This is a genomic window from Variovorax sp. GW821-FHT09A10 (assembly GCF_059418385.1).
Genome location: NZ_JBWKPT010000002.1, coordinates 116,518 through 136,711 on the forward strand (window position 1 = coordinate 116,518; position 20,194 = coordinate 136,711).

The window sequence follows — 20,194 nt, forward strand, 5'->3', positions numbered from 1 at the left end:
CGACCTGGGCTCGAACCAGGGACCTACGGATTAACAGTCCGGCGCTCTACCAACTGAGCTATCGAGGAACAAGCCTTCAATTATATTCAATGAATTCGCCGTTCTGAGACGACGGCGATCATTTTTGATGGGTGAAGCGCGCAGGGCGATTGATTTTTTCGCACCTTCCACGTCTTCGCCCCCGCGCGCTTCACTTGCACGGGGCTCCACAAATGAAAAGGCCCGCTACCTTGTGAGTAGCGGGCCTTCCAGAGGCCTTGCGGCTTTGTTGTGGCTCCTCGACCTGGGCTCGAACCAGGGACCTACGGATTAACAGTCCGGCGCTCTACCAACTGAGCTATCGAGGAACAAGCCTTAGATTATAGCGTGGTTTTTTGGGCTTCCAAAACACCGAGGCGCCGGCGCAACGAAATCGTGGCGACGGGGCCGCGGTGACCACGAAGCATCACGCTCACATCGCGATGCTCACGCCCAGCCGCAGCGTGCGCGGCGCACCCGGGAACAGGTAGACGTGGCTGAACTGGTAGGGCGATTCCTTCCAGTAGCGGCGGTCGAACAGGTTGTCGACGGCCAGCGTCCAGCTGGTGGCCATGCCGGCCAACCTGGTGTCGTAGCGCAGCACCGCATCCAGGCGCGTCCACGACGGCAGACGGACCGAGCCGTCGGGCAGCACGTTGCGGCGGCCTTCGTACGACAGCTGTCCCGCGAGTTCGAGGCCCGGCACCGACGCGAAGCGGTACGCAGCCTGCGCGCGCAGCACTTCCTTGGGCACGTTGGTGGGCGCCTGTCCGTTGAGCTCGGGCGCGGCCGTGCTGCCGCGCCGCTTGGCGTCGATCAGCGCGAGGCTGCCGCCCAGGCGCCACGGGCCGCCGGTCCATTGCGCGCCGGCCTCGAGGCCGCGATGCACTGCGCGGCCGTCGTTGCGCACCGTGCAGGACGCGCCGCACAGGTCGAGGTTGGTCATCGGGCGCGAGATGTCGAACCACGCGACCTGCCAGTTGAATGCAGCGTCGCCGCCCTTCAGGCCCAGTTCCCACTGGCGCGACTGCAGCGCGGGCAGCGCCTCGCCTGCGTTCGCGTACTGCGAGCTCTTATTGGGCACGACCTGCGATTCGACGCCCTTGCCCCAGCTCGCATAGGCGAGCAGTCCGGGCTGGATCGTGTAGCTGGCCGCGATCCACGGCGTGGTGATGCTGTCGCTGTAGCCGGTGGGGCGCGAGCCGTCGGTGCGGATGCTGTCGCGCGACAGCCGCGTGTGCCGTGCGCCGATCCAGGTCGTGAAGCGGTCGTTCCAGCGGATCGCGTCCTGCACCGACAGCTCGGTCGAGCGTTCGTTGCGGTTGGTGTTGGCGTCGGTCAGCCGCGGGTCGGCCGGCGTCATCGCGGTCGCCCAGATGTTGCCGGTGCCGACGTAGTTGTAGGCCTGGTCCTGGAAGCGGTTGCGCACGCGGCTTTGCAGCAGGCCGAAGCCCAGCTCGTGCCGCACGCTGCCTGTCATCACGTTGCCCTTGAGGTTCAGGCTGCCCGCGGTCTGCGTGCGGCGCTCGTTCTCGCTGCGGAAGTCGTACACGTCGAAGGTGCCGTCGGAGCAGTAGCGGTCGTAGTTGCCTTCGGCGCCGCAACCGAAGGCGTAGGCCAGCCGGTCGTCGGTCTTCAGGCGCTGCTGGCCGATCTGCGCGCTCCAGCGCCAGTCGGCATTCAGCGCCTGGCTGAAGCGCACCGTGCCGGTCAGCGCCTTGAACACCGAGGGCTGCGACCACGGCTGGTTGTTGAGGTTGATGCGTGGATCGACCGGCGCGGGCAGCACGCTGCCCAGCAGGCTGTAGCCGTTCTGGCTCGGCTGTGTCTTGCGGCTTTGCTCGATCTCGAATTCGAGCACCGAGTCGCGCGTGATGCGCCAGTCGGCCGCGAGCGAGAACAGGTTGCGGTTGCCGTCGAGGTTGTGGGTCAGCGGCTTGAGGTTTTCGCTGGCCACGTTGAGCCGATAGCCGAACTGGCGGTTCTCGCCGAAGCGGCCGCCGAGGTCGATCGCGCCGAGCACGCTGCCGCGGCTCGTGGTTTCGAAGCGGATGGTGCGCAGCTCCTGCTCGGTCGGGCGCTTGACCACGTAGTTGACGAGCCCGCCCGGCGCGCTGGTGCCGGCCTGGATGCCGCTGGTGCCGCGCAGGATCTCGATGCGCTCCTTGTTGTCCAGCGGGATCGCCGTCTCGGCGCTGATCGGCAGGCCTTCGCGCCGGTAGTTGAAGCGGTTGTCGAGCACGAAGCCGCGCACCGTGAGGTAGTCCCAGTAGCCGGCGGAGTTGTAGGCGTCGGTGACCGAGGCGTCGAACTGCGTCAGGTCGGCGAGGCGGCGTGCGCCGCTGCTGCGCAACTGCTGGCTGTCGATCACCGTGGCCGACAGCGGCAGCTCGCGCAGCGGCACGTCGCCGAAGCCGCTGATGTCGGCCTGCGGCGCGGCGGCGCCGTCGTTGACGGTGACCTCGGGCAGCGCCTGCGACGGCGATGAAGACTGCGCATGCGCGCCGCAGGCACCGAAAGTGAGGAGGGCGGCGGCGAGCGCGCGCGAAAGCGGGGAGTGCGAGAAAAGTCGAGCGTTCATTCTTTGCGTTCAGGGGAACCGGGGGCGGCGTGCATCGCCGTCATCCATTGCGCGGCCGTGGCCTCGGGGTCGTCGGCGGCCACCAGCGCGCGCACCACGGCGACCGAGCCGACGCCGGTGGCGAGCACCTCGGGCAGCCGCACGGCATCGACGCCGCCGATGCCCACCTGCGGGTAACCGCGCAGCAGGCGCGCGTAGGCCGCGAGCCGTGCCACACCCTGCGGCGCGGTCGCCATCCGCTTGAGCGTGGTCGGATAGATGGCGCCCATAGCGATGTAACTCGGGCTCACCGCGTCGGCGCGCACCATCTCGGCGTAGCCATGGGTGCTCACGCCCAGCCGCAGGCCGGAGGCGCGCAGTTGCTGCAGTTCATCGGGCGACAGCGCGTCGAGGTCTTCCTGTCCGAGGTGGATGCCGTAGGCGCCGGCCGCGATGGCGACCTGCCAGTGGTCGTTGATGAACAGCAGCGCACCCGTGCCGCGCACGGCCTCGACGGCGGCCTGCACTTCCCGCGCGACGGCGGCGGCGTCGTCCGACTTGAAGCGCAGCTGCACCGTCGGCACACCGGCGCGCGCCATGCGGCCGACCCATGCCGCGTCGGGCAGCACGGCGTAGAGGCCGAGCCGTTCGGGGCAGGGCGGGAAGGTGTCGGCGCGCGAGGTCGGCGGAAACGGGCCCATGCCGAAATCGGTCGGCGCATCGGGCCATGCCGACGCGTCGAACTGGCCGAGCCGTTCGGTCTGCGCGCGCCATGCATGGGCGAGGCATTCGGCATCGATCTCGATGAAGCCGAGCGCGGTGCAGGCCTGCTTCGCGCCGCGGTAGACGGCGTCGTCCGACGTAAAGCGCGGCGCGCTCACGGCCGTGGCCGTGGCGGCGCCGAAGCGCAGGCCGTGGGCCGCAACGATGGCTTGTGCCACGGCGCGGGCGTTGGATGTGTCGATGGCGTTCATGGTGTGTGGTGCCAGAAGGGCGTGCCGAGCACGGGCGTGCTGGGTTGCGCGGCGTCCTGCGCGGCCATCGCGCCGGCCCGGTAGGCGGCGCGGCCGGCCTGCACCGCGTCGGCAAAGGCACCGGCCATCGCGACCGGTTCCTGCGCGAGTGCGACCGCGGTGTTGAGCAGCACGCCGTCGTAGCCCCACTCCATCACCTGGCACGCATGCGAGGGCAGGCCGAGGCCCGCGTCGACCAGCATCGGCACCTGCAGCCGCTCGCGCAGCAGGCGCAGCGCATACGGGTTGACCGGTCCGCGCCCGGTGCCGATGGGCGCGGCCCAGGGCATCACGGCCTGGCAGCCGACATCGACGAGGCGCTGGCACAGCACGAGGTCTTCGGTGCAGTACGGCAGCACGTGGAAGCCGTCGCGGATCAGCTGCGACGCCGCATCGACGAGGTTCAGCGTGTCGGGCTGCAGCGTGTAGTCGTCGCCGATGAGTTCGAGCTTGATCCACGGCGTGTCGAACAGCTCGCGCGCCATCTGCGCGGTGGCGATCACTTCCTGCACGCTGTGGCAGCCGGCGGTGTTGGGCAGCACCGGCACGGCCAGCTTGCGCAGCAGCTCCCAGAAGCCGTTGCCGAGGTCGCTGTTGCCGGAGCCCTGGCTGGCGGTCTGGCGGCGCAGCGAGGCGGTCAGCATCGCGGGCTTGGCGCGCTGTACGGCGGCTTCGAGCACGTCGGGCGAGGGGTAGCGCGCCGTGCCCAGCAGCAGGCGGCTGTGGAAGGTCTGGCCGTAGAGGACCAGGGGATCGGGATTGGTCATGGTTGTCGTCTCCATCGTCTTGTCTCTGGTGCGTTCGTTCAGCCGCCGGTCACCGGGCGGATCACCTCGACGCGGTCGTCGGCGTGCAGCGGGTGCGTGGCATAGGCCGAACGCGGCACGAACTCGCGGTTCACCGCCACCGCGAAAGGCGGCACGGCCTGCAGCATGGCCAGCGCGTCGGCGAGCAGCGCGCCCTCGGGCAGCGTGCAGGGCTTGTCGTTGATCAGGATGTTCATCGTCGATGTTGTGGTCATGCGTCGGGCACGTCCATGCCGAAGCTGTGTGCGAGCGTGGAGCGGCCGTGCGCCAGCAGTTCCATCGCCGCGTCGAGCAGGGCGGGCGCGATCATGAAACCGTGGCGGTACAGGCCGTTGATCTGCAGCACGCGCGGCTGCGGCTGGCGAATGGCGGGAAGGTTGTCGGGCAGCGTGGGCCGGCATTGCGTCGCGATCTCGACGATGCGCGCCTCGGCAAAACCGCTGTGCACCGCATAGGCCGCGCTCAGCAGCTCGAGCGTGGAGCGCACGCTGGCGGGCGACATGTCGTCCGACTCGATCTCGGTCGCGCCGATCACGAACAGGTGATCGGGCTTGGGCGCGATGTACAGCGGGTAGCGCGGATGCACCAGGCGCGTGGGCCGCTGCAGCGTGACCTCGGGCGCATGCACGCGGATCACCTCGCCGCGCACGCCGCGCAGCGCATTCCATTGCGGCTTGGCGCCGAGGCCGCGGCAGTCGATCACCCAGTCGGGCTGGCCCGCCGTGCCGGGCGAAAAATCGGAGGGCGCACGCGGCGATTGCCAGTGCAGCGTCACGCGCGCATCGGCTTCGAGCGTGGCGCGCAGCGACGCCAGCAGCGCGCGGTTGTCGAGCTGGCCTTCGCCCGGCAGGTACAGGCCGCGCGCGAAGCGCGTGCCCAGCGAGGGCTCGAGCGCGGCGATGGCGGCGGGCGTGTCGAGCGCCTGCATCGGCGCCAGCTCGGGCACCTGCGCGCCGGTGCGCGCCAGCACGCCCGCGAGCCGTGCGGCCTCGGCGGCGTCCTGGCGGTGCCACAGCACCAGCGTGCCTTCGCGCTGGAAGAACACCGGCTGCGCCAGTGGCGCCAGCAATTCGGGCCAGCGCGACAGCGCGTGCTGGCCCATGCGCACGACCGACACCGGCGCCACGGCCGATTCGGCCAGCGGTGCGAGCATGGCTGCAGCCACGCGGGCCGCTGCGCCTTCGGCATCGGGGCTGCCGGCTTCGTACAGGTCGACCTTGCAGCCGGCCTGCGCGAGCGTGACCGCCATCAGGCGACCCATGAGGCCTGCACCCAGGACGGCCGCCGATTGAAATGGCACGTTCATGGTCTTGCTCCTTCCCCCGCTGGGGGAAGGCTGGGATGGGGGCGGGCAGAGCGCTCGATGGACACGCCGCGTGCCCCCACCCCGACCCTCCCCCGGAAGGGGAGGGAGAAAGAGGCGCGGCGCACTCGCCGATAATTTTCAACATGACCCCCGCACCCACCCAACGCTACGCACGCGTGCTCTCCATCGCCGGTTCCGACAGCGGCGGCGGCGCCGGCATCCAGGCCGACCTCAAGACCTTCGCGGCCCTCGGCTGCTACGGCATGACGGCCATCACCGCGCTCACCGCGCAGAACACGGTGGGCGTCTCGGGCATCCACGGCGTGCCGCCCGACTTCCTGAAGGCGCAGATCCAGGCCGTGGTGGAAGACATCGGCGTCGACGCCGTCAAGCTCGGCATGCTGCACGCGCCCGAGGTGGTCGAGGTGGTGGCCTGGGCCATCGACCGCTACCAGCTGAAGAACGTGGTGCTCGACCCCGTGATGATCGCCACCAGCGGCGACCGCCTGATAGCCGCCGAGACCGTGCAGGTGCTGGTGCGCGAGCTGTTCCCGCGCGCCGTGGTGGTCACGCCCAATCTCGACGAAGCCGCCTTGCTGGTCGGCCATGCCATCGGCGGCATCGACGCGCTCGACGGCGCGGCCGACGAACTGCTCGCGCTCGGCGCGAAGGCCGTGCTGCTCAAGGGCGGCCACCTGCCGGGTGACGAGGTGGTCGACGTGCTGCTGGAGCGCAGCGGCGCGCGCAAGCGGCTCGCGTCGCAGCGCATCGCCAGCCGCAACCTGCACGGCACCGGCTGCACGCTCTCGTCGGCCATCGCCGCGCACCTGGCATTGGGCCTGGCGCTGCCCGAGGCGGTCGAGCGCGCACGCGCGTACATCCTCGGCGCGATGCGCGCCGGCGCGGATGTGCTGGTCGGCGCGGGCCACGGTCCGCTCAACCACGGCTTTGCGCCAGTGCCGACCCACCGCGTGCCGCTGTCGGCCGGCTGAGCCAGGCCAGCACGAAGGTCGCCGCCAGCGTCGGCAACGCCGAGCCGAACTGCGGCGCCCACTTGGCGAGCGCGTGGTAGGCCGCGATGCCCGCGAGCCAGATCAGTGCCGCGCCCCAGTCGATGGTGCGTGTGCCGCTTGTCGACACGGCGTTCCCGCTGCCCAGCCGTCCCAGGATCACGCCGTACAGCGGCACGAACACCGAGCTCAGCAGCAGCAGGAAGGGTTCGAGCGTGTGCATCGGCAGCACCAGCGCCAGGCCGATGCACAGCACCGCCAGCAGCAGGCCCCAGCGCTTCACGCTCCAGCGCGGCAGCAGGCTGTGCGTGGACACCGAGCCCGAGTACACGTCGCCATAGGCGTTGTCGAGTTCGTCGATGAGGATCAGGCCCAGCGCCACCAGACCGCCCTGCGCCAGCAGCAGCGCCATGACCAGGCTGGTGCCCGGCTCGGCCACGCTCACCACCATCACGCCCAGCGCATAGCACCAGATGTTGGCGAGCGCGTAGCCGATCCAGGTGCCGCTGAACGCGCTGCCCAGGCCGCCCCCGGCGCTGCGCTTGCCGTGGCGCGCGTAGTCGGCCACCAGCGGCAGCCACGACACCGGCATCGCAATCACCAGGTCGAGCGCGCTGAACATGCCCATGCTGCCGTCGCCCGGCCGGGCCCAGAAGGCGTCCAGGCCCTTGGCGTGCAGCCGCGTCGCGAACTGCCAGCTGAGCCACAGCAGCGACAGCACCACCAGCGGCAGGCCGAAGCGGCTCACGAAGCGGCGCACCAGCTTCACCATCGAACCGGCCAGCAGCGCCAGCAGCACCGCGCCCCACAGCAGCGTGGTCAGCACGCCGCCCCAGGCCGTGCCCAGCGCAGGGCCGAAGGCCTGCTGCCCGATGGCCTGCGTGCCCTCGCGCATGATCACGAGCTCGAAGGTGGTCCAGCCCACCAGCTGCACGATGTTGAGCAGCACCGGCAGCCGAGCGAAGGCGCTGCCGTAGGTGGCGTGCATCAGTCCGGCGCTGGCCAGCCCGGTTTCGCAGCCCAGCCGCGCGGTCCAGGCCAGCAGCCCGGCGCCGAGCAGCGAGCCCAGCACGATCGCCAGCGCCGCGTCGCGCGTGCCCACGGCCGGCACCAGGTAGGCGCCGATCTGCATCACCAGCAGCCCGACGCCGAGGCTGAACCACAGCGAGGCGTGGTCGTGCCAGCCGAAGACGCGCCGGGAGGCGGGCAGGGGCGTGAGCGCTTCGTTGCCGGAAGCGGAACTGTCGTTGTCGTGGTCGTGTGCCATCCGTTTTGCTCCAGTGCAAAAGGTTTGGCAGGTGGGCGAGGCTCCAGTGGCGCGGCCGTCGCGCGAGACAACGCGACAGGCCACCGGACCAGCTTCCCTGCGCGAGGATTACCTCGGGCCTCCTAAGTAAATAACAAAGAAGGCGCAATCAGGTTCAAAGGGACTTTCTCAGCAGGGACGGCAAGCCGCCCCAGCACCCCTAGCGAAATGTCATTTTAGGCGCCCGTGCTGCGAACGCATCGAAAAGTTCCTGCGTACTGCAAAATTCGGCCCCGGGGGGCGGACGTCGCCGTATCCATAGAAAAGGCCCGATGAGCTTCACTTTTGATTACACAAGCGTTGAGCCTGTATCCCAGCAGGTCGCGGCGCAGGTCGCTATCGAAGCCGACAAACTTCGGAGGTCGTACGACTGGTGGGCCGAGCCTCTATCCATCGAATTGGATGAGGATTCCAAGCATTTGAGCGGCGGTACGCGAGTTTCGCTAGGAAGCTATGGGCCCGTGAAGGTGTCCGAGCCTGAAGACACATTGATGATGTGCCGAGACATGCGGGAAATAGTGAAAGTGCTTGTGCGCTGGTCCCAGCGCTACAGCATTACTTGGAATCTCAACGTGGCCGGACAGGATATCGGGCTCATCGCTCGGGGTGCAAACAACGATGTGTCTGCCCAATTCTTGGGTCCTTGTGATCAACCTGGGTGGCCAGAGAGCAAGATTCCCGAGATTCTGAAAGAGCATCAGGCGCGAAAGAAGCGTTAGAGCAAACGTCCCCCTGCTCCTTGGGCATCGGATGTCCGGAGAGGATCCCAACAGAGTCCGAGCGCTAGCAACATGAACATCTTTGTCGACGAGTCGGGCACTTTTCGGACGGCGCCCGTGGCAGACGCTTGGTGCGTCGTCGTCGCCTATGTCTCGCCGGAGATTGATCGCGCTCCGTTGGCGCGACTGATCAGCGATCTGCGTGTTGAGACCTCTGGTGGGGGGGAGGCCAAGCTTCGAGATCTAACAGAAGCTCGCTATGCACGCTTCCTCACCGACCTCACACGGCTGCGGGGCATCGCCTTCGGGGTCGCAATGGATGCGTACCAACATAGCGACGCGCAACTGATTCACCATCGCGACATGCAGGCTCAGAAGGTTCTGACGCACATCGACAAGATGCACCATGCTGAAGCCCGCAGGGGGCTAGAGGATCTTGCTACAGCGATTCGACTTCTTCCTGTTCAGTTGTACGCCCAACTTTGCGCTCAGGTCGAGCTTTGCCACGCTGTGCTCCGCACTGGGATCACATACTTCGCCCAGCGTCATCCACCGACTTTGGCGCACCTACGCTGGCGAGTCGATCGGAAGGACACGATTCCGACGGCATACGAAAACGCCTTCAGGATCATTCTTCCCGCACTGCTGCAGACAAAGTCGCTTCGAGATCCCATCTTGCAGTTGACCGGTGCCGATTACTCGTTCTTTCAGCGGTTTGAGTTCCCGAGGGGCGCGGCGCCGACCTTCCTGCGGGATGACTACGGCATCGACATGGATACTGATCCACTCGACGTAGGGAAAATGGTCCGCGAGGACTTTCGCTTGGTGGACTCAGCGGCAGTTCCCGGTGTGCAAGTCGCTGACCTATTGGCGTCGGGTCTGCGCCGCACGATGCGCGGCTATTTCGATGATCCGGAAAAGATCGCAAGACTTCTCGGCGCGAACATGCTTCAAAGAGAAAAGGGGGAGCCCCCGCTGAAATTAATCTCCCTGGGTGGTGTCCCAGACATCCCGGTTACGGGCCGGTCCGCCGTGCTCTTGGCTGCAATGGGGCGGTCCGCAAAGTCTCTCTTGGCTTAGGGCTTTGGTCGCTGGTCAGCGGCAGGCTTGTGACGCGTAGGAGCCCCTGCCAAGTAGCACGTTGCGATAGCAATTGATGGTCACCGCCTCGGCTTCCCGCGCAACGTCTTACCTCGGGCCCATCAAATAAACAACGGGCGCAATCAGGTTCAAAGGGACTTTCTCAGCCGAACCGACAAATCGGTCAGCACCCCTAGCGAGTGCGCATTGTAGTTCGTGGCCTTGGGCCCTGGGGGCGATGTAGCCGATCCGGATCAGCGACCGCCGCTTTGACCGCGGGTTATCTCGACGTAGACATGCTTGGAAGCATGTGTAACTATCCACTTACGTCGCACTGCGACTGTCTTTCCCCAGAACTTGGAGTTTTATGAGCGGAATTATTGAGCACGAGGGTAATGGTGGAGTTAGCCGGGCAGTAAGAGCCGGAAATTCCAACGGAATGGTATCGCTCAAAACATACCAAGATGTTTATCACCAAATTACTGGCAAGACAGAGCAGATTCAGAAGCGCTATTCCGATAATCTGCTGGTGGACTTTTCGGAGATTGAACAGTTAAATTATAAAATCTTGCAGCTATGTGATGTGCATGACATCGTTGCAAACAATGAGACGGTAAGTGTTTTTCACGCGAAAGATCGAAAAGAGGTTTTCACATCTTTTGAAAGATTTAAAGCGTACAACGCTAATTCTGCGAGTCCAACAGTCAGTGTGGTTCTAAAGTATAATTTTTCTTTAATTCCTGCGGGCCTTGATCGCCCTCAGGAATATGTCGTCAATGTTCGCTTAACTTCGAGAGTGGCAGTAATCAAGCAATTGGAGGAAGAAGGCCCGTCCTTCTTGAGAGGGAGGTTGATGGGGTTTGCTGGGGAAAATACCGCAGAGATTACCATTGACTATGCAGATTATGTAATTGCACGTGGGTACGTTGAGGCATTTGATGAGTGGATTCAGGGATGCAAGAAGAGCCCAAAAAACACAGTTAAACGCGTTCTCAGCAGATGGTCTCACCACGTGCCTCCTGCGTTCAAAATTGCTGGCGCTTTGCTGATTACTGCATTTGCATGGAAGGCAGTGCCCAACTCTCTAGGAGTCGAGTCTTTCGATCCTATCTCGTTAGCGCGCCTTTTCATTGTTTTTGGCGGCTGCGGTTATGTTTTGGTCAATTTAATGGAAGTCGCAGGGAATGCGGTTGAAGAGGCCATTGATTGCTATCCCACGCTGTCGTATCTGAAATTAAATAAAGGGGATGGCAATTTAATTGGTGAATTCGAAGGGCAAAAGCGAGGCGTCATAATAAAATTCATTTTGGCTGCTTCTGCGAATGTTGTGCTGGGTATCCTCGCGTCCAAGCTTGAGAAATTTATTTAGTATTGCTCAAAAATACGGAGAAGAACCGAGCTGAGTTTTGAACTTCAATTTTCCCTTGCAGTGGTCGACAGCGGCAGGCTGAGCACGCGCAGGAAGCCCTTACCCTGCAGCTGATTGCGGTAGCAGTTCACCGCGACGGCCTCGGCCTCGCGCGCCACGTCCTCGCCGGCGCTGACCACCGTACCGTCATCGAGCACGATCGCCAGCCGCGCTGGCTTCCCGTCGACGCTGACTCGCAAGCCCTCATGTGAAACCGCGGTGATGACCACGCCTTGAATGGCGCCGGTGTGCTGGTGGCCGATCATAAAAGTGATCCCTGTTGGCCCTCGGCCCGGGCGACCAGGTCGATGGCGATCTTCATGACACGCAGGTATTCGGTCGACGGCCGCTTGTCGACCTCCTGGCCAGGGCGGTAGTGCCGCCAGATCTCGTTCTTCTGCGATTGCGGCACCACGGCCCAGTGGCGGCCACACATCAGATGCTTCGGTGGGCATGCCTTGCTGCAGCCCTCGGCATGGCAGGTGTGCCTCATGGGGCCAGCTCCACATCGAAGAAGCCGAGCGCGCCCTTGAGCGGCGCAAAGGGTAGAGGCTTCGCATCGCGCAGCACGAACCCGATGGCGCCCATGTACCAGGGCGACCGCAGATACACATCGGTCTCGACCAGGTGCGCCGATCCGACGATGCCGCCGCGCTCGAGTTCGCCCGCCGGCGGCAGGATCTCGACCAGGTGCTTCAGACGAGAGTCGGTCGCGAGGAAGCGGCGCGCCTCCTGGTACTCGCGCGCCGTCATGCCTTTGCTGGCGTGCACGAGGAACTCGCCGCGGTGGGTCGTCGACCACGTGCGGTTTTCGACGTCCTTGTGGCCGGTCACGATGAGCCACGCCCACGGCTGGCGGATGGCGAGCGCCTTCATGACCGTGCCTCGATTACGCGGCCGCCGGCGGCACGCACGCGGCCCTTGGCCAGGTCGATCGCCTTCACGGCCTCTGCGGAGCTGAGCTGCTCGAGCTGGAAGCGATGCAGCTCGACCGCGGCCTTCACGTCATCTAGCTCCTGGTAGTACAGCGCCGTGGGGAACCACTCGCCCGTGACCATGGCGCGCAGCTTGATGCCCTGCAGCGCGCTCTCGGCGGCCTCGAGGTGGCCGCGCATGCCGCGCACGACGCCCTTGTCTTCGATGGCGATCGCGATCTCGACGGAGCTGGCCAGGATCATCCATTGCAACTCGGAGGCCACGCCCTCGCGCAGTGCCGTCAGGCTGGATTCGATGGGGCTCAGCACTTGACCGAGTTCATGGGCAGTCAGCCTGGTGACCTTGCGCACGACCAGGCTCATGGTGTGGGCCGTGGGTGCGAAGCGCACGCGGCGTGGAGGGCGACCGTGGCTCATGACAGAACTTCCAGCATATCGGCGTCGAGCTCGACCAACTTCGGCGCCTTCTTCGGCCTGGCTAGGTTGACGACCCATTTCGTCGTGCCGTCGACGGCCTGCTTGAGCGTGCCCTCCTTGCCGTCGTGCTCGGCAGCGTAGCCACCGAGCGCGCCGCGCACCTTCACGCGATTGCCGGCCTTGAGTACAGGCGTCTGCGGCTCGCTGCGTTGATCGGCTGTGCGAGGAAACGGCCAGAGGCTGGCGGCGATCACCTTGAGCCAGCCGATGGGAAGAAGTGCCTCGCCGGCATCACCGTCGAATTGCACGCGTGCCTTACCGCTGGTCCGGATCTGGAGCACGACACCCTCTCGCTGGTGATCGTGGTGGCCTTCATGGTCGACGCCAACGCGATCGCCGATTTGAGGCAGGGCGGCCGCACTACCCGGCGCGGCGAGTGCCGCGCCTTCGTCAAGCCCTGCGCCGTCAGGCGCCGGAATATTCGCCTTCTCGCTCGCCTCGAGTTCTTGCAGCGCCTCGGCGATCTGCGCGGCAGCGTCCTCTTTCGAGGTCTTGCCCTTCTTTGCCGCCGCCGCAGGCTTCGTCTTCGATTTTTCTCCCTTCGCACTTCCCTCCGGCTGCGCAGCCAGGTCCTCGCCGGCTGGAGCTTGCGGAGCGCGTTCAACGCGGATCTGCTCCTGCACCTCGGCCTTGATCGCGTCGATGCTGATGCCCAGGACGGCCGCCAGGTCCTCGATGACGGCGGCGAAGCCATCAATCGTCCGAACGCCGTCGTTGAAGGAGCTGCGAGCGATCCGATCGCTGAACAGCATGGCTAGGATCACCTTGTAGCCGACCTCGGTGTCATCGGTCGAGCGAACCGTCGACATGAAGAGATCTTCATCCGGATAGTCGTCGAGGCCCAGCGCTTCAGCACAGTCGTCTTCGCCGCAACGCTGGTCGGCGCCAGACAATTCGAGCAAGAGCCGACGCATCATGTTCGCGGTCAACGCGCGAACCTCGCCCGCTTCGACGCGCGGCTGAATCTTGGCGATCGCCGCAGCACGCCAACGCTTCTGATAGTCGAGCTCGAGTGTGCGGCGCTCCTGCTCGGCCTCGTAGTCCGCTTCGGCCATCTTCTCCTTCGGAGAAGCCGTGGTCTGTCGGGCGCGTGCCTTCGCGTTGCCGGCGAACTCCTCAGGGATCACTTCGATCAGATCGCCTGACTCGGGGGCCACCAGTAACGCGACCTTCTTCATCTCCTTGGGAGAGAGCAATTCGCGCAGTGGAACGCCATTCGGCGTGGCCGTGTTGTCCAGCGACGTGTAGCCCTGCAGGTAGGTTGACGTGTTGTAGGGCATCACCTCCTTTGCTTCGCGGCCTTCGATGATCTCCATGCCCTTGGCGCGCGCGATCGCCACTAGCGTCTCCCTGTGCGCGTCTTCCTTTCCATGGAAGCAGGTCGGGTCCGTGCAAACGTCTGGACTGTCGACGTCGGCGAAAAGATCGGGATTCGCGCCTGTGCGCTTGGGGCAACCCGGGCATGCGCCAGCGCCCGGCACCAGGTTCGCGTCCGCGATTGGGAAGACCGCGGCGGACAGCTTGAGCATGACGTTCTGCTGGACCCATGTCTGCAGGGCGCGGTAGCTGAGCCGCGGTGTGCCCTGATGATCCTTCTCAGTCGCGGCTTCCAGGGCCTTGAGCTGCTGCTTCTCGTCGGGAATGCGCGCGATGAGCAAGGCCTTGCTGCCGTCGATCTCGCCGTTGCGTAGCGCTTCGCGTGGCGCCGTCGTGAGGTCGAGCAGCTTCATGCGCCCGTACACGTAGCTGCGGCTCTTGCCGATGCGATCGCCGATCTGTTCCTTCGTCACACTGGTCTGGTCGCAGAGGCGCTGGTAGCCCTCAGCCTCCTCGAGCTCGGTGAGGTCGGCACGCTGCAGGTTCTCGACGATCTGGATCTCGAGCACCTGTTCGTCGGTCAGGTGGCGGATCATCGCGGGGATCGTGGTCTTGCCGGCGAGCTTGCTGGCGCGGTACCGACGTTCGCCCGCGACGATCTCATGCGTCGGCACCACGTAGCTTTGCCCCTTCTGGCCGCGGTGGTTCGCCTTGGACGTCTCTTCCACCCGGCTGCCTGGCAACGGACGGACCAGGATGGGCTGATGCACTTCGCTGGCCTTGATGCTCTCGGCCAGGTCGTTGAGCTTGACGGGGTCGAACGTCGTTCGCGGATTTGTCAGGCTCGGCACGATGGAAGAGAGCGAGAGCATTGCGAACGACTCGGGTGCGTCCTTCAGGATGGGCACGGCGAGGTCGGGTTGTGCGTGGCCATCGGCCGCGTCGAATTCTTTGAGGGACATGGTTCAGCCTTGAATCGTGTGGGGGGTGAAGGCGTTGCCGGCGCTGCGGGTGGGCACCGTGACGGAAGCGCCGGCAATGCCGGTCTCGGTCGACAGGAACTCGCTGAGCACCAGCTGCTGCAGGTGGCGCACGTCGTGACTGTTCGCCAGGACTACGTCGGGCACGAACTCGCTGCCGTCGGTCGCACTCACGTGCGAGCCTTCGGAGGTCGTGGTGCTGTTGATGCCTGGACGCGTCACCTTCCAGATCTGCCCTGCGAGCATGCGGACGGTGTCTGCTTCGTTCTGGAAGCGGCAGTCGGTGATGACGAAGCGGGTTTCGCCGTCGCGCATGTAGTCGACCAGGCGCTTCAGCAGCAGTCGAGACCAGTAGTGCGAATGCGTGGCTCGCCGGTACTCGGTGCCCCACCACTGCAGGATCTGGCGAGGTGCGCGCGGCTGGTCGAGCCATTCGTCCGTGGGCTGGCCGGAGCCATTGCGCGGGATGTCGAGTCCACTGAGCGCGATGGCGGCGAGCAGCTCGCGCGGGGCGCGGCGCAGCGAGAGCGCGCTCATCGGATGGTTCTTCGTGCTCGGGTGCGCGAGGTGCAGGATCTCGACGCCGAAGCCGTCGGCTACCTCGGCGCGCAGCGCATCCGCGAAGGCGACCTTGCGAAAGCCGAGGTGTGCGACCAGCAGGTCGGCGATGGTGTCCTTGCCGACGCCGGCATAGCCGGTCAGCGCGATGATGTGCTTCTTCATGGGTGGGCCTTGGGGGAGGGGAGAAGGGCCACCGAGCGCACGTCGGGCAGGCAGTCCCGGCGGATGTCCTTCAGCGGCGTGGTGATGGCGACGCAGGCGCCCTTGGGCAGGGTCCCCGCTTTCGTCTCGGCTTTGCCGAACTCAGGCTTCGAGAAGACGAGTTCGGCGTGCACCGTCAGGTCGGCGCCCGACCGGGGGCGCAGATTCATGCAGATGACCGGCACGTCGACGCCGTCGGGCCGGTGGCGGGTGACGACCTCGGCGGCCTCCACGAGCACGCCTTTGACCTGCAGGTGGAAGGCGTCGAAATCTGCGGCCGCGGGCGGCAGCGTGTCGGCGAACAGGTCGGGTTCGCATGCGTGTGCAGACGTCTGCACGGCGCTCATGGCCGCACTCCCGGAACCTCGGACAAGGTGACCGCGAGAGCGACCAGGCCGAGCACTGCAACGAACGACACCACCAGTAACGCGCGCGCGAAGTCGACGATGTGATCGAGTGGAGCGCGCAGCGGCTCGTAGTCAACGCGGGCCAGCTTGTCGAGCTGCACCGGGTCGAGTCGGCGCCTCAAGGTTGACCCCCCGCGGTCGCCACGTTCGGGGTTTCGTGGGGGCCATCCAGGTGGCAGCTGGCGCCGATTGCGAAGGCGACAACGGCACCTATGAGCCAGCGCGCCCCTGTGCGGCCACAATCTGCCGACAGGAGGGGATCATGGAGTTCAATTTGAAGGAAGCGGTGACGCTTGCGATCGCGCTGCTGGGTGCCGTTCTTGGCATGCTCAATGCATGGCGCAACTGGAATATGGACAGGGTGCGTGTCCGGTTGAAGATCACCTGGGCGAGTACCACCATGGGGAATAGCTTGTGCTTCGACGTGGTCAACCTGAGCAACTTCCCGATCAGCGTCACCCACTTCGGGTTTGACAGGAACGATGGGAAGCATATGCAGTTCCTGCCCATCTTCACCAACGGGGAGCGACTTCCGGTGCGCCTGGAATCGCGGACACGTTGCACAGGCTTGACTGCTGCGGGCGCACACCAAGGCGTTGAGTTCGCGACCGTCACGTCGGCATACATCCAGACGGCGTGCGGACTCAAAATCAAGGGCAACGGTGCTGCTTTGCGCCAGGTCGTCCAATCGGCCTTGGCAGCGCATCAGTAGCCAGCGAAGGCGCGTGGCTGCCACCCACTGCCTGGCGGTGGTGGCGATCCCCCGTAGCGTGCTCATGCCGCACTCCCCGCGGCCGATTGAGGCACCAACTGCAGCTCACCCGACGTACAGCGAGGCACGGGAACGGCGAATCCCCACTCGGCCAGCTTCATCTCGGCGAGGTGACCCTTGTAGGGCGTGGCGCAGATCTGGTGATCGCCGAACGCTGGCATGTCGCCGGCGGCGTTGAACAGGAAGTGCGGCTGATCAAACGCGACGGGGGCGACCTTCTGGTTGCGGATCACCTTGTCGATGTGCCTGAGGACGCGCCGGCTGCTCATGGCGTGCCTCCTGCGGCACCTCTATGCGCGGGTGCGCGCCACTCGCTCTCGTTGGCCTCGTCAAGGGCCCTGGCAACGGCGTACAGCAGCACCAGTGCGACGATGACGGCGGCAATGGCGAGGGCCTTCACGCGGGCACCTCGACCAGGTTGCCGAAGTCGTCCATGACCCCGAACCCGGATGTGCGCCACAAGCGGCCGGTGTCGTCGTAGCGATTCGCGCTCCAGCGGTAGCGGCCCTGTTCATCCTCTCCGTGCTGCCGATCAGTAAGGAACGCGAACGCGTCGCTGCGGCCGTGATACGTGAATATGAACTCACTGCGGGGGTTGGCAACGACCCGGCCGACGTCCGGCACCAGCAAGACCTGCAGGCCGTCGACGTTCGCGTGGCGCAGCTGGGCAAGCAGCGGCGCCACGCGCTGATCGGGGTCGTCCTCGAAGCCCTCGAGGAAGCCGATGCACCTGTCGAGCAGGACGCCGATCGGCTGGGGGGCCGCGTGCGCGGCGGGGAAGGGAATGACCATTTCGGCCTCCGTCGTTAATGACGGGGCCGACAATACCTGTAGGTAAATTACCTGTCAATACCCGTGGGTAAACTTCAGTCGGTGCGCAAGCGCTGCCGCATGAGACCTGGGAAGGGAATGATCTGAGCGCTTTTTTTGATTATCGGTTGGCCCTCTTCGGTCTAGCCGACTCCGAATCAGGAGGGATGAGTAGGAGAATTGTTCGCTCGATGTGGTCGCGTTGGTCTGCGCTCAGTTGGTTGTATTGGTGGGGGGTTACGCGAACGAAGGGCCATGCCATGCCACGTGAGATCGGCGAGGGGGGAGCCACCTTGCGGGCGTGACCGTCTGCCTCTCCCTGGGCGCTAGGCATCGCAGCGCCCAGCGGGAGATCGAACCAATCGGGCTGCAGCCCGTAAGCCTTGGTGGCGTTGCGCAGCGTTTGCAAGCCGAGATTTTTTCGCCCCTTCTTGCCGGGCGCGTACAGAAGCCTCGAGACGTAGTCGGGCGACAGCTCCAACTTCGCACCGAGGGCTGCTTGGGTGAGGCCGAGATCGACTTTCAATTCGAGAAGTCGTTGGCGCCAGTGCTCAGTCAAATCCATGCCCGAATTCTTGAGTCTGTTTACCATAAGGTAAATGACCTGAGGGTATTGACTGAATGTATACCTATGGGTAAAGTAGCGACTCTATGGACACTTTGCGCGCCTACCTGAGCAGCCTTTCGACCGCCGAACAAGCGGCTTACGCGAAGCGCTGTGGAACCTCGATCGGCTACCTCCGCAAGGCCATATCGAAGGGGCAGCGCTTGGGCGCGACGCTTTGCATCAGCTTGGACCGCGAGAGCGGACGTGCCGTGCGCTTCGAAGACTTGCGGCCGGATTCCGATTGGAGCTATGTGCGCAGCACGGCCGACGGTGCAGACGCCTGCACAGCGGGTGCCGCGGTCGCGGAGGGCGCCTGAAGTGGTGCCTCGCCTTACCGCCCTGGAATCGCTAACCAAGCCTCGTCGGGTGCGTCGCCGAGGGGACGCTGGATCCAGAGGAGTTCCATCCGGCGCTGAACTTCTTCCGTCGCCCAGTCGGGCAGCGGTCGCCACGTCGGCGCGCCGTCCGCGTGCAGCTTGGCGTCGAACGGAACCACTCTGCTCGCGTGGGCCAGCGCATAGGTCACCAGCTTCGTCGAGGCAAGCGGCACCACCAGCCGATGGTTGTTCGTGTATGCCGCTGCGCGCCCGGTCTCTCTGTCCAGCAAGAGCGAGTAGGGCAACTTCGATTTTTCCAGATAGGAGAGTTCTTCCATGACTAGGTTCTTTCACGTAGTAGGTGAGCAGGGCAGCGGCAAATCGTGGCTCATTGTCGCGATGGCCCGCCAGTTCGAAGCGAGGGGCTTTCAATGCGTCGGCCAGGACCCCAATGTCTGTACCACGCGAGCTGAGGCCCTGGCCGTCCGGCCAGACGCTGACGTGTATTTCATCGAGCACCAGGACGACTCGACCCTCGACGCGCTGCCGGGCGAGCAAGTCATCCGCATTTCGGCCCAGGGCGGCTGAGATGCCATCGGCTCGGATCCTCAAAGCACGCATCGCCAAGCGCCGAGCGCAGGCGATGTTCCCGCTCTTCATTTCGACATCACCAGACGGGCAGCTCGAGATCAGCCTGCCCGGGCGCAAGCCACTTCGCGTGCGCCCGACCGAGGTGCCGCTTATCCGCGCAGCGCTAAGCAGGCCTTGGCTGAGTAATGCAAGCGCATCCTTGGCCGCTCTACCAGTCTCGGCGGCCGAAATCGGGGCCCGCGACGCGGCGCGGATTGGGCGGACTGGGAGGGCTGGGGTCGATGCGGGAGTTGCGCTTACAGACCGGGCACATGGCGACGCCATGAGCGACGTGCAGCACGCTCTTCTTACCCGCGTCGAAGCACGGCTGGCACAGGAAGTGTGGAGGCTCGTCGGTGCGCTCAGCCAATTCGGCAACCGGGCGCAACTCATAGGCAAAGAAGCTCCCGATCGAGCCCAGTTTTGCCAGGCGATAGCGGGCTTTCTCGGTTTGAGCAGCCTCCAGTTCGCGTACGCGCTCTCCAAGAGCATGGAGCGCGGCATCCTTGTCGATGGTGGCCGCCAATACCTGGCTGAGCTGCATCTGGGTGTCGAGGATCTGTTTCGTGAGATCAGCCTGGAGGGCCGCCGCTTTCTGGCGGTCGCGCTCGTCGATGAGCGCTCGGCCCATGCTCCCGACCAGCCCAAGGGAGGAAATGAGCTGTGAAATCTCGACAGACATGGCTCGACGCTCCGGATGATGTGACGGGCGGGCATCGTACCTCGCGTGCGAGATCGCCCGTCCCGGTGGGGTCCTGACATGAAGCCTGTTAAGCCCTTGGCCTGGCGGCGTCGCGCCGCCGCTCGAAACGACCCGGGACCAGATTCGGGTCGCCCGGCCAAGCGGCGCATGAGATGGGACGAAATTGAGAAGAGCCTCGAGGCGGAGCTTGCTGAGTCCAGACGTCGGTACATCGTCGGCGGGCAGCAGCCGGAACTCTTCGTTCCACGCTG

The 20,194-nt window shown here is 65.1% G+C and carries 26 protein-coding genes and 1 tRNA gene; 7 read left to right on the top strand and 20 right to left on the bottom strand.

The features are described 5' to 3' along the window. Positions 1–271: 271 nt before the first annotated feature. The 6 genes from AC07Q9_RS07285 to AC07Q9_RS07310 all read right to left on the bottom strand — a co-directional run bounded on the left by AC07Q9_RS07285 (position 272) and on the right by AC07Q9_RS07310 (position 5,703). Positions 272–347, bottom strand: a tRNA-Asn gene (locus AC07Q9_RS07285). Positions 348–451: 104 nt separating this feature from the next. Then, a complete protein-coding gene (locus AC07Q9_RS07290; protein ID WP_495308405.1) occupies positions 452–2,599 on the bottom strand; it encodes a TonB-dependent siderophore receptor in 2,148 nt (715 codons plus the stop codon). Beyond that, a complete protein-coding gene (gene thiE / locus AC07Q9_RS07295) occupies positions 2,596–3,552 on the bottom strand; it encodes a thiamine phosphate synthase (protein ID WP_495308407.1) in 957 nt (318 codons plus the stop codon). The genes AC07Q9_RS07290 and thiE overlap by 4 nt, the downstream gene beginning before the upstream one ends. After that, entirely contained in the window at positions 3,549–4,358 is an 810-nt protein-coding gene (locus tag AC07Q9_RS07300; protein WP_489061550.1) for a thiazole synthase, read from the bottom strand. Before AC07Q9_RS07300 ends, thiE begins: the two co-directional genes overlap by 4 nt. Positions 4,359–4,396: 38 nt before the next feature. Beyond that, the gene (gene thiS, locus AC07Q9_RS07305) at positions 4,397–4,594 is read right to left on the bottom strand and encodes a sulfur carrier protein ThiS (protein WP_495309938.1); all 198 of its coding nucleotides are present in this window, start codon (positions 4,592–4,594) and stop codon (positions 4,397–4,399) included. A gap of 14 nt (positions 4,595–4,608) precedes the next feature. After that, a complete protein-coding gene (locus AC07Q9_RS07310) occupies positions 4,609–5,703 on the bottom strand; it encodes an FAD-dependent oxidoreductase (RefSeq protein WP_495308410.1) in 1,095 nt (364 codons plus the stop codon). Between the two features lie 143 nt (positions 5,704–5,846). Here AC07Q9_RS07310 and thiD point away from each other — a divergent pair, with 143 nt between their 5' ends. Then, entirely contained in the window at positions 5,847–6,695 is an 849-nt protein-coding gene (thiD, locus tag AC07Q9_RS07315) for a bifunctional hydroxymethylpyrimidine kinase/phosphomethylpyrimidine kinase (RefSeq protein ID WP_495308412.1), read from the top strand. Here thiD and AC07Q9_RS07320 read toward each other — a convergent pair. Then, a complete protein-coding gene (locus tag AC07Q9_RS07320; RefSeq protein ID WP_495308415.1) occupies positions 6,640–7,980 on the bottom strand; it encodes a purine-cytosine permease family protein in 1,341 nt (446 codons plus the stop codon). The genes thiD and AC07Q9_RS07320 overlap by 56 nt on opposite strands. Positions 7,981–8,291: 311 nt before the next feature. On the opposite strand from AC07Q9_RS07320, the gene AC07Q9_RS07325 reads away from it, so the two are divergent. The 3 genes from AC07Q9_RS07325 to AC07Q9_RS07335 all read left to right on the top strand — a co-directional run bounded on the left by AC07Q9_RS07325 (position 8,292) and on the right by AC07Q9_RS07335 (position 11,187). Next, positions 8,292–8,738, top strand: coding sequence for a hypothetical protein (locus AC07Q9_RS07325; protein WP_495308417.1), 447 nt, complete (start codon positions 8,292–8,294; stop codon positions 8,736–8,738). Positions 8,739–8,810: 72 nt separating this feature from the next. After that, on the top strand, positions 8,811–9,818 hold the full coding sequence (locus tag AC07Q9_RS07330) for a DUF3800 domain-containing protein (protein WP_495308419.1): 1,008 nt from the start codon (positions 8,811–8,813) through the stop codon (positions 9,816–9,818). A 367-nt stretch (positions 9,819–10,185) separates the two neighbouring features. Further along, positions 10,186–11,187: a hypothetical protein gene (locus AC07Q9_RS07335; RefSeq protein WP_495308421.1), complete on the top strand. Its 1,002-nt coding sequence runs from the start codon at positions 10,186–10,188 to the stop codon at positions 11,185–11,187. A gap of 44 nt (positions 11,188–11,231) precedes the next feature. Here the strand turns inward: AC07Q9_RS07335 and AC07Q9_RS07340 are convergent, their stop codons facing one another. The 8 genes from AC07Q9_RS07340 to AC07Q9_RS07375 are packed head-to-tail and all read right to left on the bottom strand — an operon-like array spanning position 11,232 to position 16,205. Beyond that, on the bottom strand, positions 11,232–11,492 hold the full coding sequence (locus AC07Q9_RS07340; protein WP_495308423.1) for a hypothetical protein: 261 nt from the start codon (positions 11,490–11,492) through the stop codon (positions 11,232–11,234). Further along, complete coding sequence (locus tag AC07Q9_RS07345; protein WP_495308426.1) at positions 11,489–11,719, bottom strand: hypothetical protein; 231 nt, start codon at positions 11,717–11,719, stop codon at positions 11,489–11,491. The genes AC07Q9_RS07340 and AC07Q9_RS07345 overlap by 4 nt, the downstream gene beginning before the upstream one ends. Next, the gene (locus AC07Q9_RS07350; protein WP_495308428.1) at positions 11,716–12,102 is read right to left on the bottom strand and encodes an ASCH domain-containing protein; all 387 of its coding nucleotides are present in this window, start codon (positions 12,100–12,102) and stop codon (positions 11,716–11,718) included. The genes AC07Q9_RS07345 and AC07Q9_RS07350 overlap by 4 nt, the downstream gene beginning before the upstream one ends. Continuing rightward, positions 12,099–12,578, bottom strand: coding sequence for a hypothetical protein (locus AC07Q9_RS07355; RefSeq protein ID WP_495308430.1), 480 nt, complete (start codon positions 12,576–12,578; stop codon positions 12,099–12,101). Before AC07Q9_RS07355 ends, AC07Q9_RS07350 begins: the two co-directional genes overlap by 4 nt. Next, positions 12,575–14,917 (bottom strand): ParB/RepB/Spo0J family partition protein, encoded by a 2,343-nt coding sequence (locus AC07Q9_RS07360; protein WP_495308432.1) that lies wholly within the window; start codon positions 14,915–14,917, stop codon positions 12,575–12,577. Before AC07Q9_RS07360 ends, AC07Q9_RS07355 begins: the two co-directional genes overlap by 4 nt. A gap of 3 nt (positions 14,918–14,920) precedes the next feature. Then, positions 14,921–15,658 carry a deoxynucleotide monophosphate kinase family protein gene (locus AC07Q9_RS07365; RefSeq protein ID WP_495308436.1) on the bottom strand — a complete coding sequence of 246 codons (738 nt, stop codon included), beginning with the start codon at positions 15,656–15,658 and terminating at the stop codon, positions 14,921–14,923. After that, complete coding sequence (locus AC07Q9_RS07370; protein ID WP_495308437.1) at positions 15,655–16,044, bottom strand: hypothetical protein; 390 nt, start codon at positions 16,042–16,044, stop codon at positions 15,655–15,657. The genes AC07Q9_RS07365 and AC07Q9_RS07370 overlap by 4 nt, the downstream gene beginning before the upstream one ends. After that, positions 16,041–16,205 carry a hypothetical protein gene (locus AC07Q9_RS07375; protein WP_495308440.1) on the bottom strand — a complete coding sequence of 55 codons (165 nt, stop codon included), beginning with the start codon at positions 16,203–16,205 and terminating at the stop codon, positions 16,041–16,043. Before AC07Q9_RS07375 ends, AC07Q9_RS07370 begins: the two co-directional genes overlap by 4 nt. 161 nt (positions 16,206–16,366) lie before the next feature. Here AC07Q9_RS07375 and AC07Q9_RS07380 point away from each other — a divergent pair, with 161 nt between their 5' ends. Beyond that, the gene (locus AC07Q9_RS07380; RefSeq protein WP_495308442.1) at positions 16,367–16,816 is read left to right on the top strand and encodes a hypothetical protein; all 450 of its coding nucleotides are present in this window, start codon (positions 16,367–16,369) and stop codon (positions 16,814–16,816) included. A gap of 62 nt (positions 16,817–16,878) precedes the next feature. Here the strand turns inward: AC07Q9_RS07380 and AC07Q9_RS07385 are convergent, their stop codons facing one another. The 3 genes from AC07Q9_RS07385 to AC07Q9_RS07395 form a co-directional block, all read right to left on the bottom strand. After that, positions 16,879–17,145 (bottom strand): hypothetical protein, encoded by a 267-nt coding sequence (locus AC07Q9_RS07385; RefSeq protein WP_495308444.1) that lies wholly within the window; start codon positions 17,143–17,145, stop codon positions 16,879–16,881. A gap of 127 nt (positions 17,146–17,272) precedes the next feature. Beyond that, positions 17,273–17,668, bottom strand: a complete 396-nt coding sequence (locus AC07Q9_RS07390) for a hypothetical protein (protein ID WP_495308446.1) — start codon at positions 17,666–17,668, stop codon at positions 17,273–17,275. A 139-nt stretch (positions 17,669–17,807) separates the two neighbouring features. Then, positions 17,808–18,251, bottom strand: coding sequence for a helix-turn-helix domain-containing protein (locus AC07Q9_RS07395; protein ID WP_495308448.1), 444 nt, complete (start codon positions 18,249–18,251; stop codon positions 17,808–17,810). A gap of 86 nt (positions 18,252–18,337) precedes the next feature. Here AC07Q9_RS07395 and AC07Q9_RS07400 point away from each other — a divergent pair, with 86 nt between their 5' ends. Beyond that, a complete protein-coding gene (locus tag AC07Q9_RS07400; RefSeq protein ID WP_495308450.1) occupies positions 18,338–18,610 on the top strand; it encodes a transcriptional regulator in 273 nt (90 codons plus the stop codon). A 14-nt stretch (positions 18,611–18,624) separates the two neighbouring features. On the opposite strand, the gene AC07Q9_RS07405 is transcribed toward AC07Q9_RS07400, so the two are convergent. Further along, entirely contained in the window at positions 18,625–18,948 is a 324-nt protein-coding gene (locus AC07Q9_RS07405) for a hypothetical protein (RefSeq protein WP_495308452.1), read from the bottom strand. Between AC07Q9_RS07405 and AC07Q9_RS07410 the strand changes: the two genes are divergently transcribed. Beyond that, positions 18,947–19,198, top strand: a complete 252-nt coding sequence (locus tag AC07Q9_RS07410) for a hypothetical protein (protein WP_495308453.1) — start codon at positions 18,947–18,949, stop codon at positions 19,196–19,198. The two genes, AC07Q9_RS07405 and AC07Q9_RS07410, sit on opposite strands and share 2 nt — an antisense overlap. A gap of 211 nt (positions 19,199–19,409) precedes the next feature. Here AC07Q9_RS07410 and AC07Q9_RS07415 read toward each other — a convergent pair whose 3' ends face one another. Further along, on the bottom strand, positions 19,410–19,922 hold the full coding sequence (locus AC07Q9_RS07415; RefSeq protein ID WP_495308455.1) for a hypothetical protein: 513 nt from the start codon (positions 19,920–19,922) through the stop codon (positions 19,410–19,412). Positions 19,923–20,194: the final 272 nt, after the last annotated feature.

Bases quoted from the DNA above. Each gene is read 5' to 3' on its own strand.
- AC07Q9_RS07290 (WP_495308405.1), bottom strand. From the start codon at position 2,599: ATGAACGCTCGACTTTTCTCGCACTCCCCGCTTTCGCGCGCGCTCGCC.
- thiE (WP_495308407.1), bottom strand. From the start codon at position 3,552: ATGAACGCCATCGACACATCCAACGCCCGCGCCGTGGCACAAGCCATC.
- AC07Q9_RS07300 (WP_489061550.1), bottom strand. From the start codon at position 4,358: ATGACCAATCCCGATCCCCTGGTCCTCTACGGCCAGACCTTCCACAGC.
- thiS (WP_495309938.1), bottom strand. From the start codon at position 4,594: ATGAACATCCTGATCAACGACAAGCCCTGCACGCTGCCCGAGGGCGCG.
- AC07Q9_RS07310 (WP_495308410.1), bottom strand. From the start codon at position 5,703: ATGAACGTGCCATTTCAATCGGCGGCCGTCCTGGGTGCAGGCCTCATG.
- thiD (WP_495308412.1), top strand. From the start codon at position 5,847: ATGACCCCCGCACCCACCCAACGCTACGCACGCGTGCTCTCCATCGCC.
- AC07Q9_RS07320 (WP_495308415.1), bottom strand. From the start codon at position 7,980: ATGGCACACGACCACGACAACGACAGTTCCGCTTCCGGCAACGAAGCG.
- AC07Q9_RS07325 (WP_495308417.1), top strand. From the start codon at position 8,292: ATGAGCTTCACTTTTGATTACACAAGCGTTGAGCCTGTATCCCAGCAG.
- AC07Q9_RS07330 (WP_495308419.1), top strand. From the start codon at position 8,811: ATGAACATCTTTGTCGACGAGTCGGGCACTTTTCGGACGGCGCCCGTG.
- AC07Q9_RS07335 (WP_495308421.1), top strand. From the start codon at position 10,186: ATGAGCGGAATTATTGAGCACGAGGGTAATGGTGGAGTTAGCCGGGCA.
- AC07Q9_RS07340 (WP_495308423.1), bottom strand. From the start codon at position 11,492: ATGATCGGCCACCAGCACACCGGCGCCATTCAAGGCGTGGTCATCACC.
- AC07Q9_RS07345 (WP_495308426.1), bottom strand. From the start codon at position 11,719: ATGAGGCACACCTGCCATGCCGAGGGCTGCAGCAAGGCATGCCCACCG.
- AC07Q9_RS07350 (WP_495308428.1), bottom strand. From the start codon at position 12,102: ATGAAGGCGCTCGCCATCCGCCAGCCGTGGGCGTGGCTCATCGTGACC.
- AC07Q9_RS07355 (WP_495308430.1), bottom strand. From the start codon at position 12,578: ATGAGCCACGGTCGCCCTCCACGCCGCGTGCGCTTCGCACCCACGGCC.
- AC07Q9_RS07360 (WP_495308432.1), bottom strand. From the start codon at position 14,917: ATGTCCCTCAAAGAATTCGACGCGGCCGATGGCCACGCACAACCCGAC.
- AC07Q9_RS07365 (WP_495308436.1), bottom strand. From the start codon at position 15,658: ATGAAGAAGCACATCATCGCGCTGACCGGCTATGCCGGCGTCGGCAAG.
- AC07Q9_RS07370 (WP_495308437.1), bottom strand. From the start codon at position 16,044: ATGAGCGCCGTGCAGACGTCTGCACACGCATGCGAACCCGACCTGTTC.
- AC07Q9_RS07380 (WP_495308442.1), top strand. From the start codon at position 16,367: ATGGAGTTCAATTTGAAGGAAGCGGTGACGCTTGCGATCGCGCTGCTG.
- AC07Q9_RS07385 (WP_495308444.1), bottom strand. From the start codon at position 17,145: ATGAGCAGCCGGCGCGTCCTCAGGCACATCGACAAGGTGATCCGCAAC.
- AC07Q9_RS07390 (WP_495308446.1), bottom strand. From the start codon at position 17,668: ATGGTCATTCCCTTCCCCGCCGCGCACGCGGCCCCCCAGCCGATCGGC.
- AC07Q9_RS07395 (WP_495308448.1), bottom strand. From the start codon at position 18,251: ATGGATTTGACTGAGCACTGGCGCCAACGACTTCTCGAATTGAAAGTC.
- AC07Q9_RS07400 (WP_495308450.1), top strand. From the start codon at position 18,338: ATGGACACTTTGCGCGCCTACCTGAGCAGCCTTTCGACCGCCGAACAA.
- AC07Q9_RS07410 (WP_495308453.1), top strand. From the start codon at position 18,947: ATGACTAGGTTCTTTCACGTAGTAGGTGAGCAGGGCAGCGGCAAATCG.
- AC07Q9_RS07405 (WP_495308452.1), bottom strand. From the start codon at position 18,948: ATGGAAGAACTCTCCTATCTGGAAAAATCGAAGTTGCCCTACTCGCTC.
- AC07Q9_RS07415 (WP_495308455.1), bottom strand. From the start codon at position 19,922: ATGTCTGTCGAGATTTCACAGCTCATTTCCTCCCTTGGGCTGGTCGGG.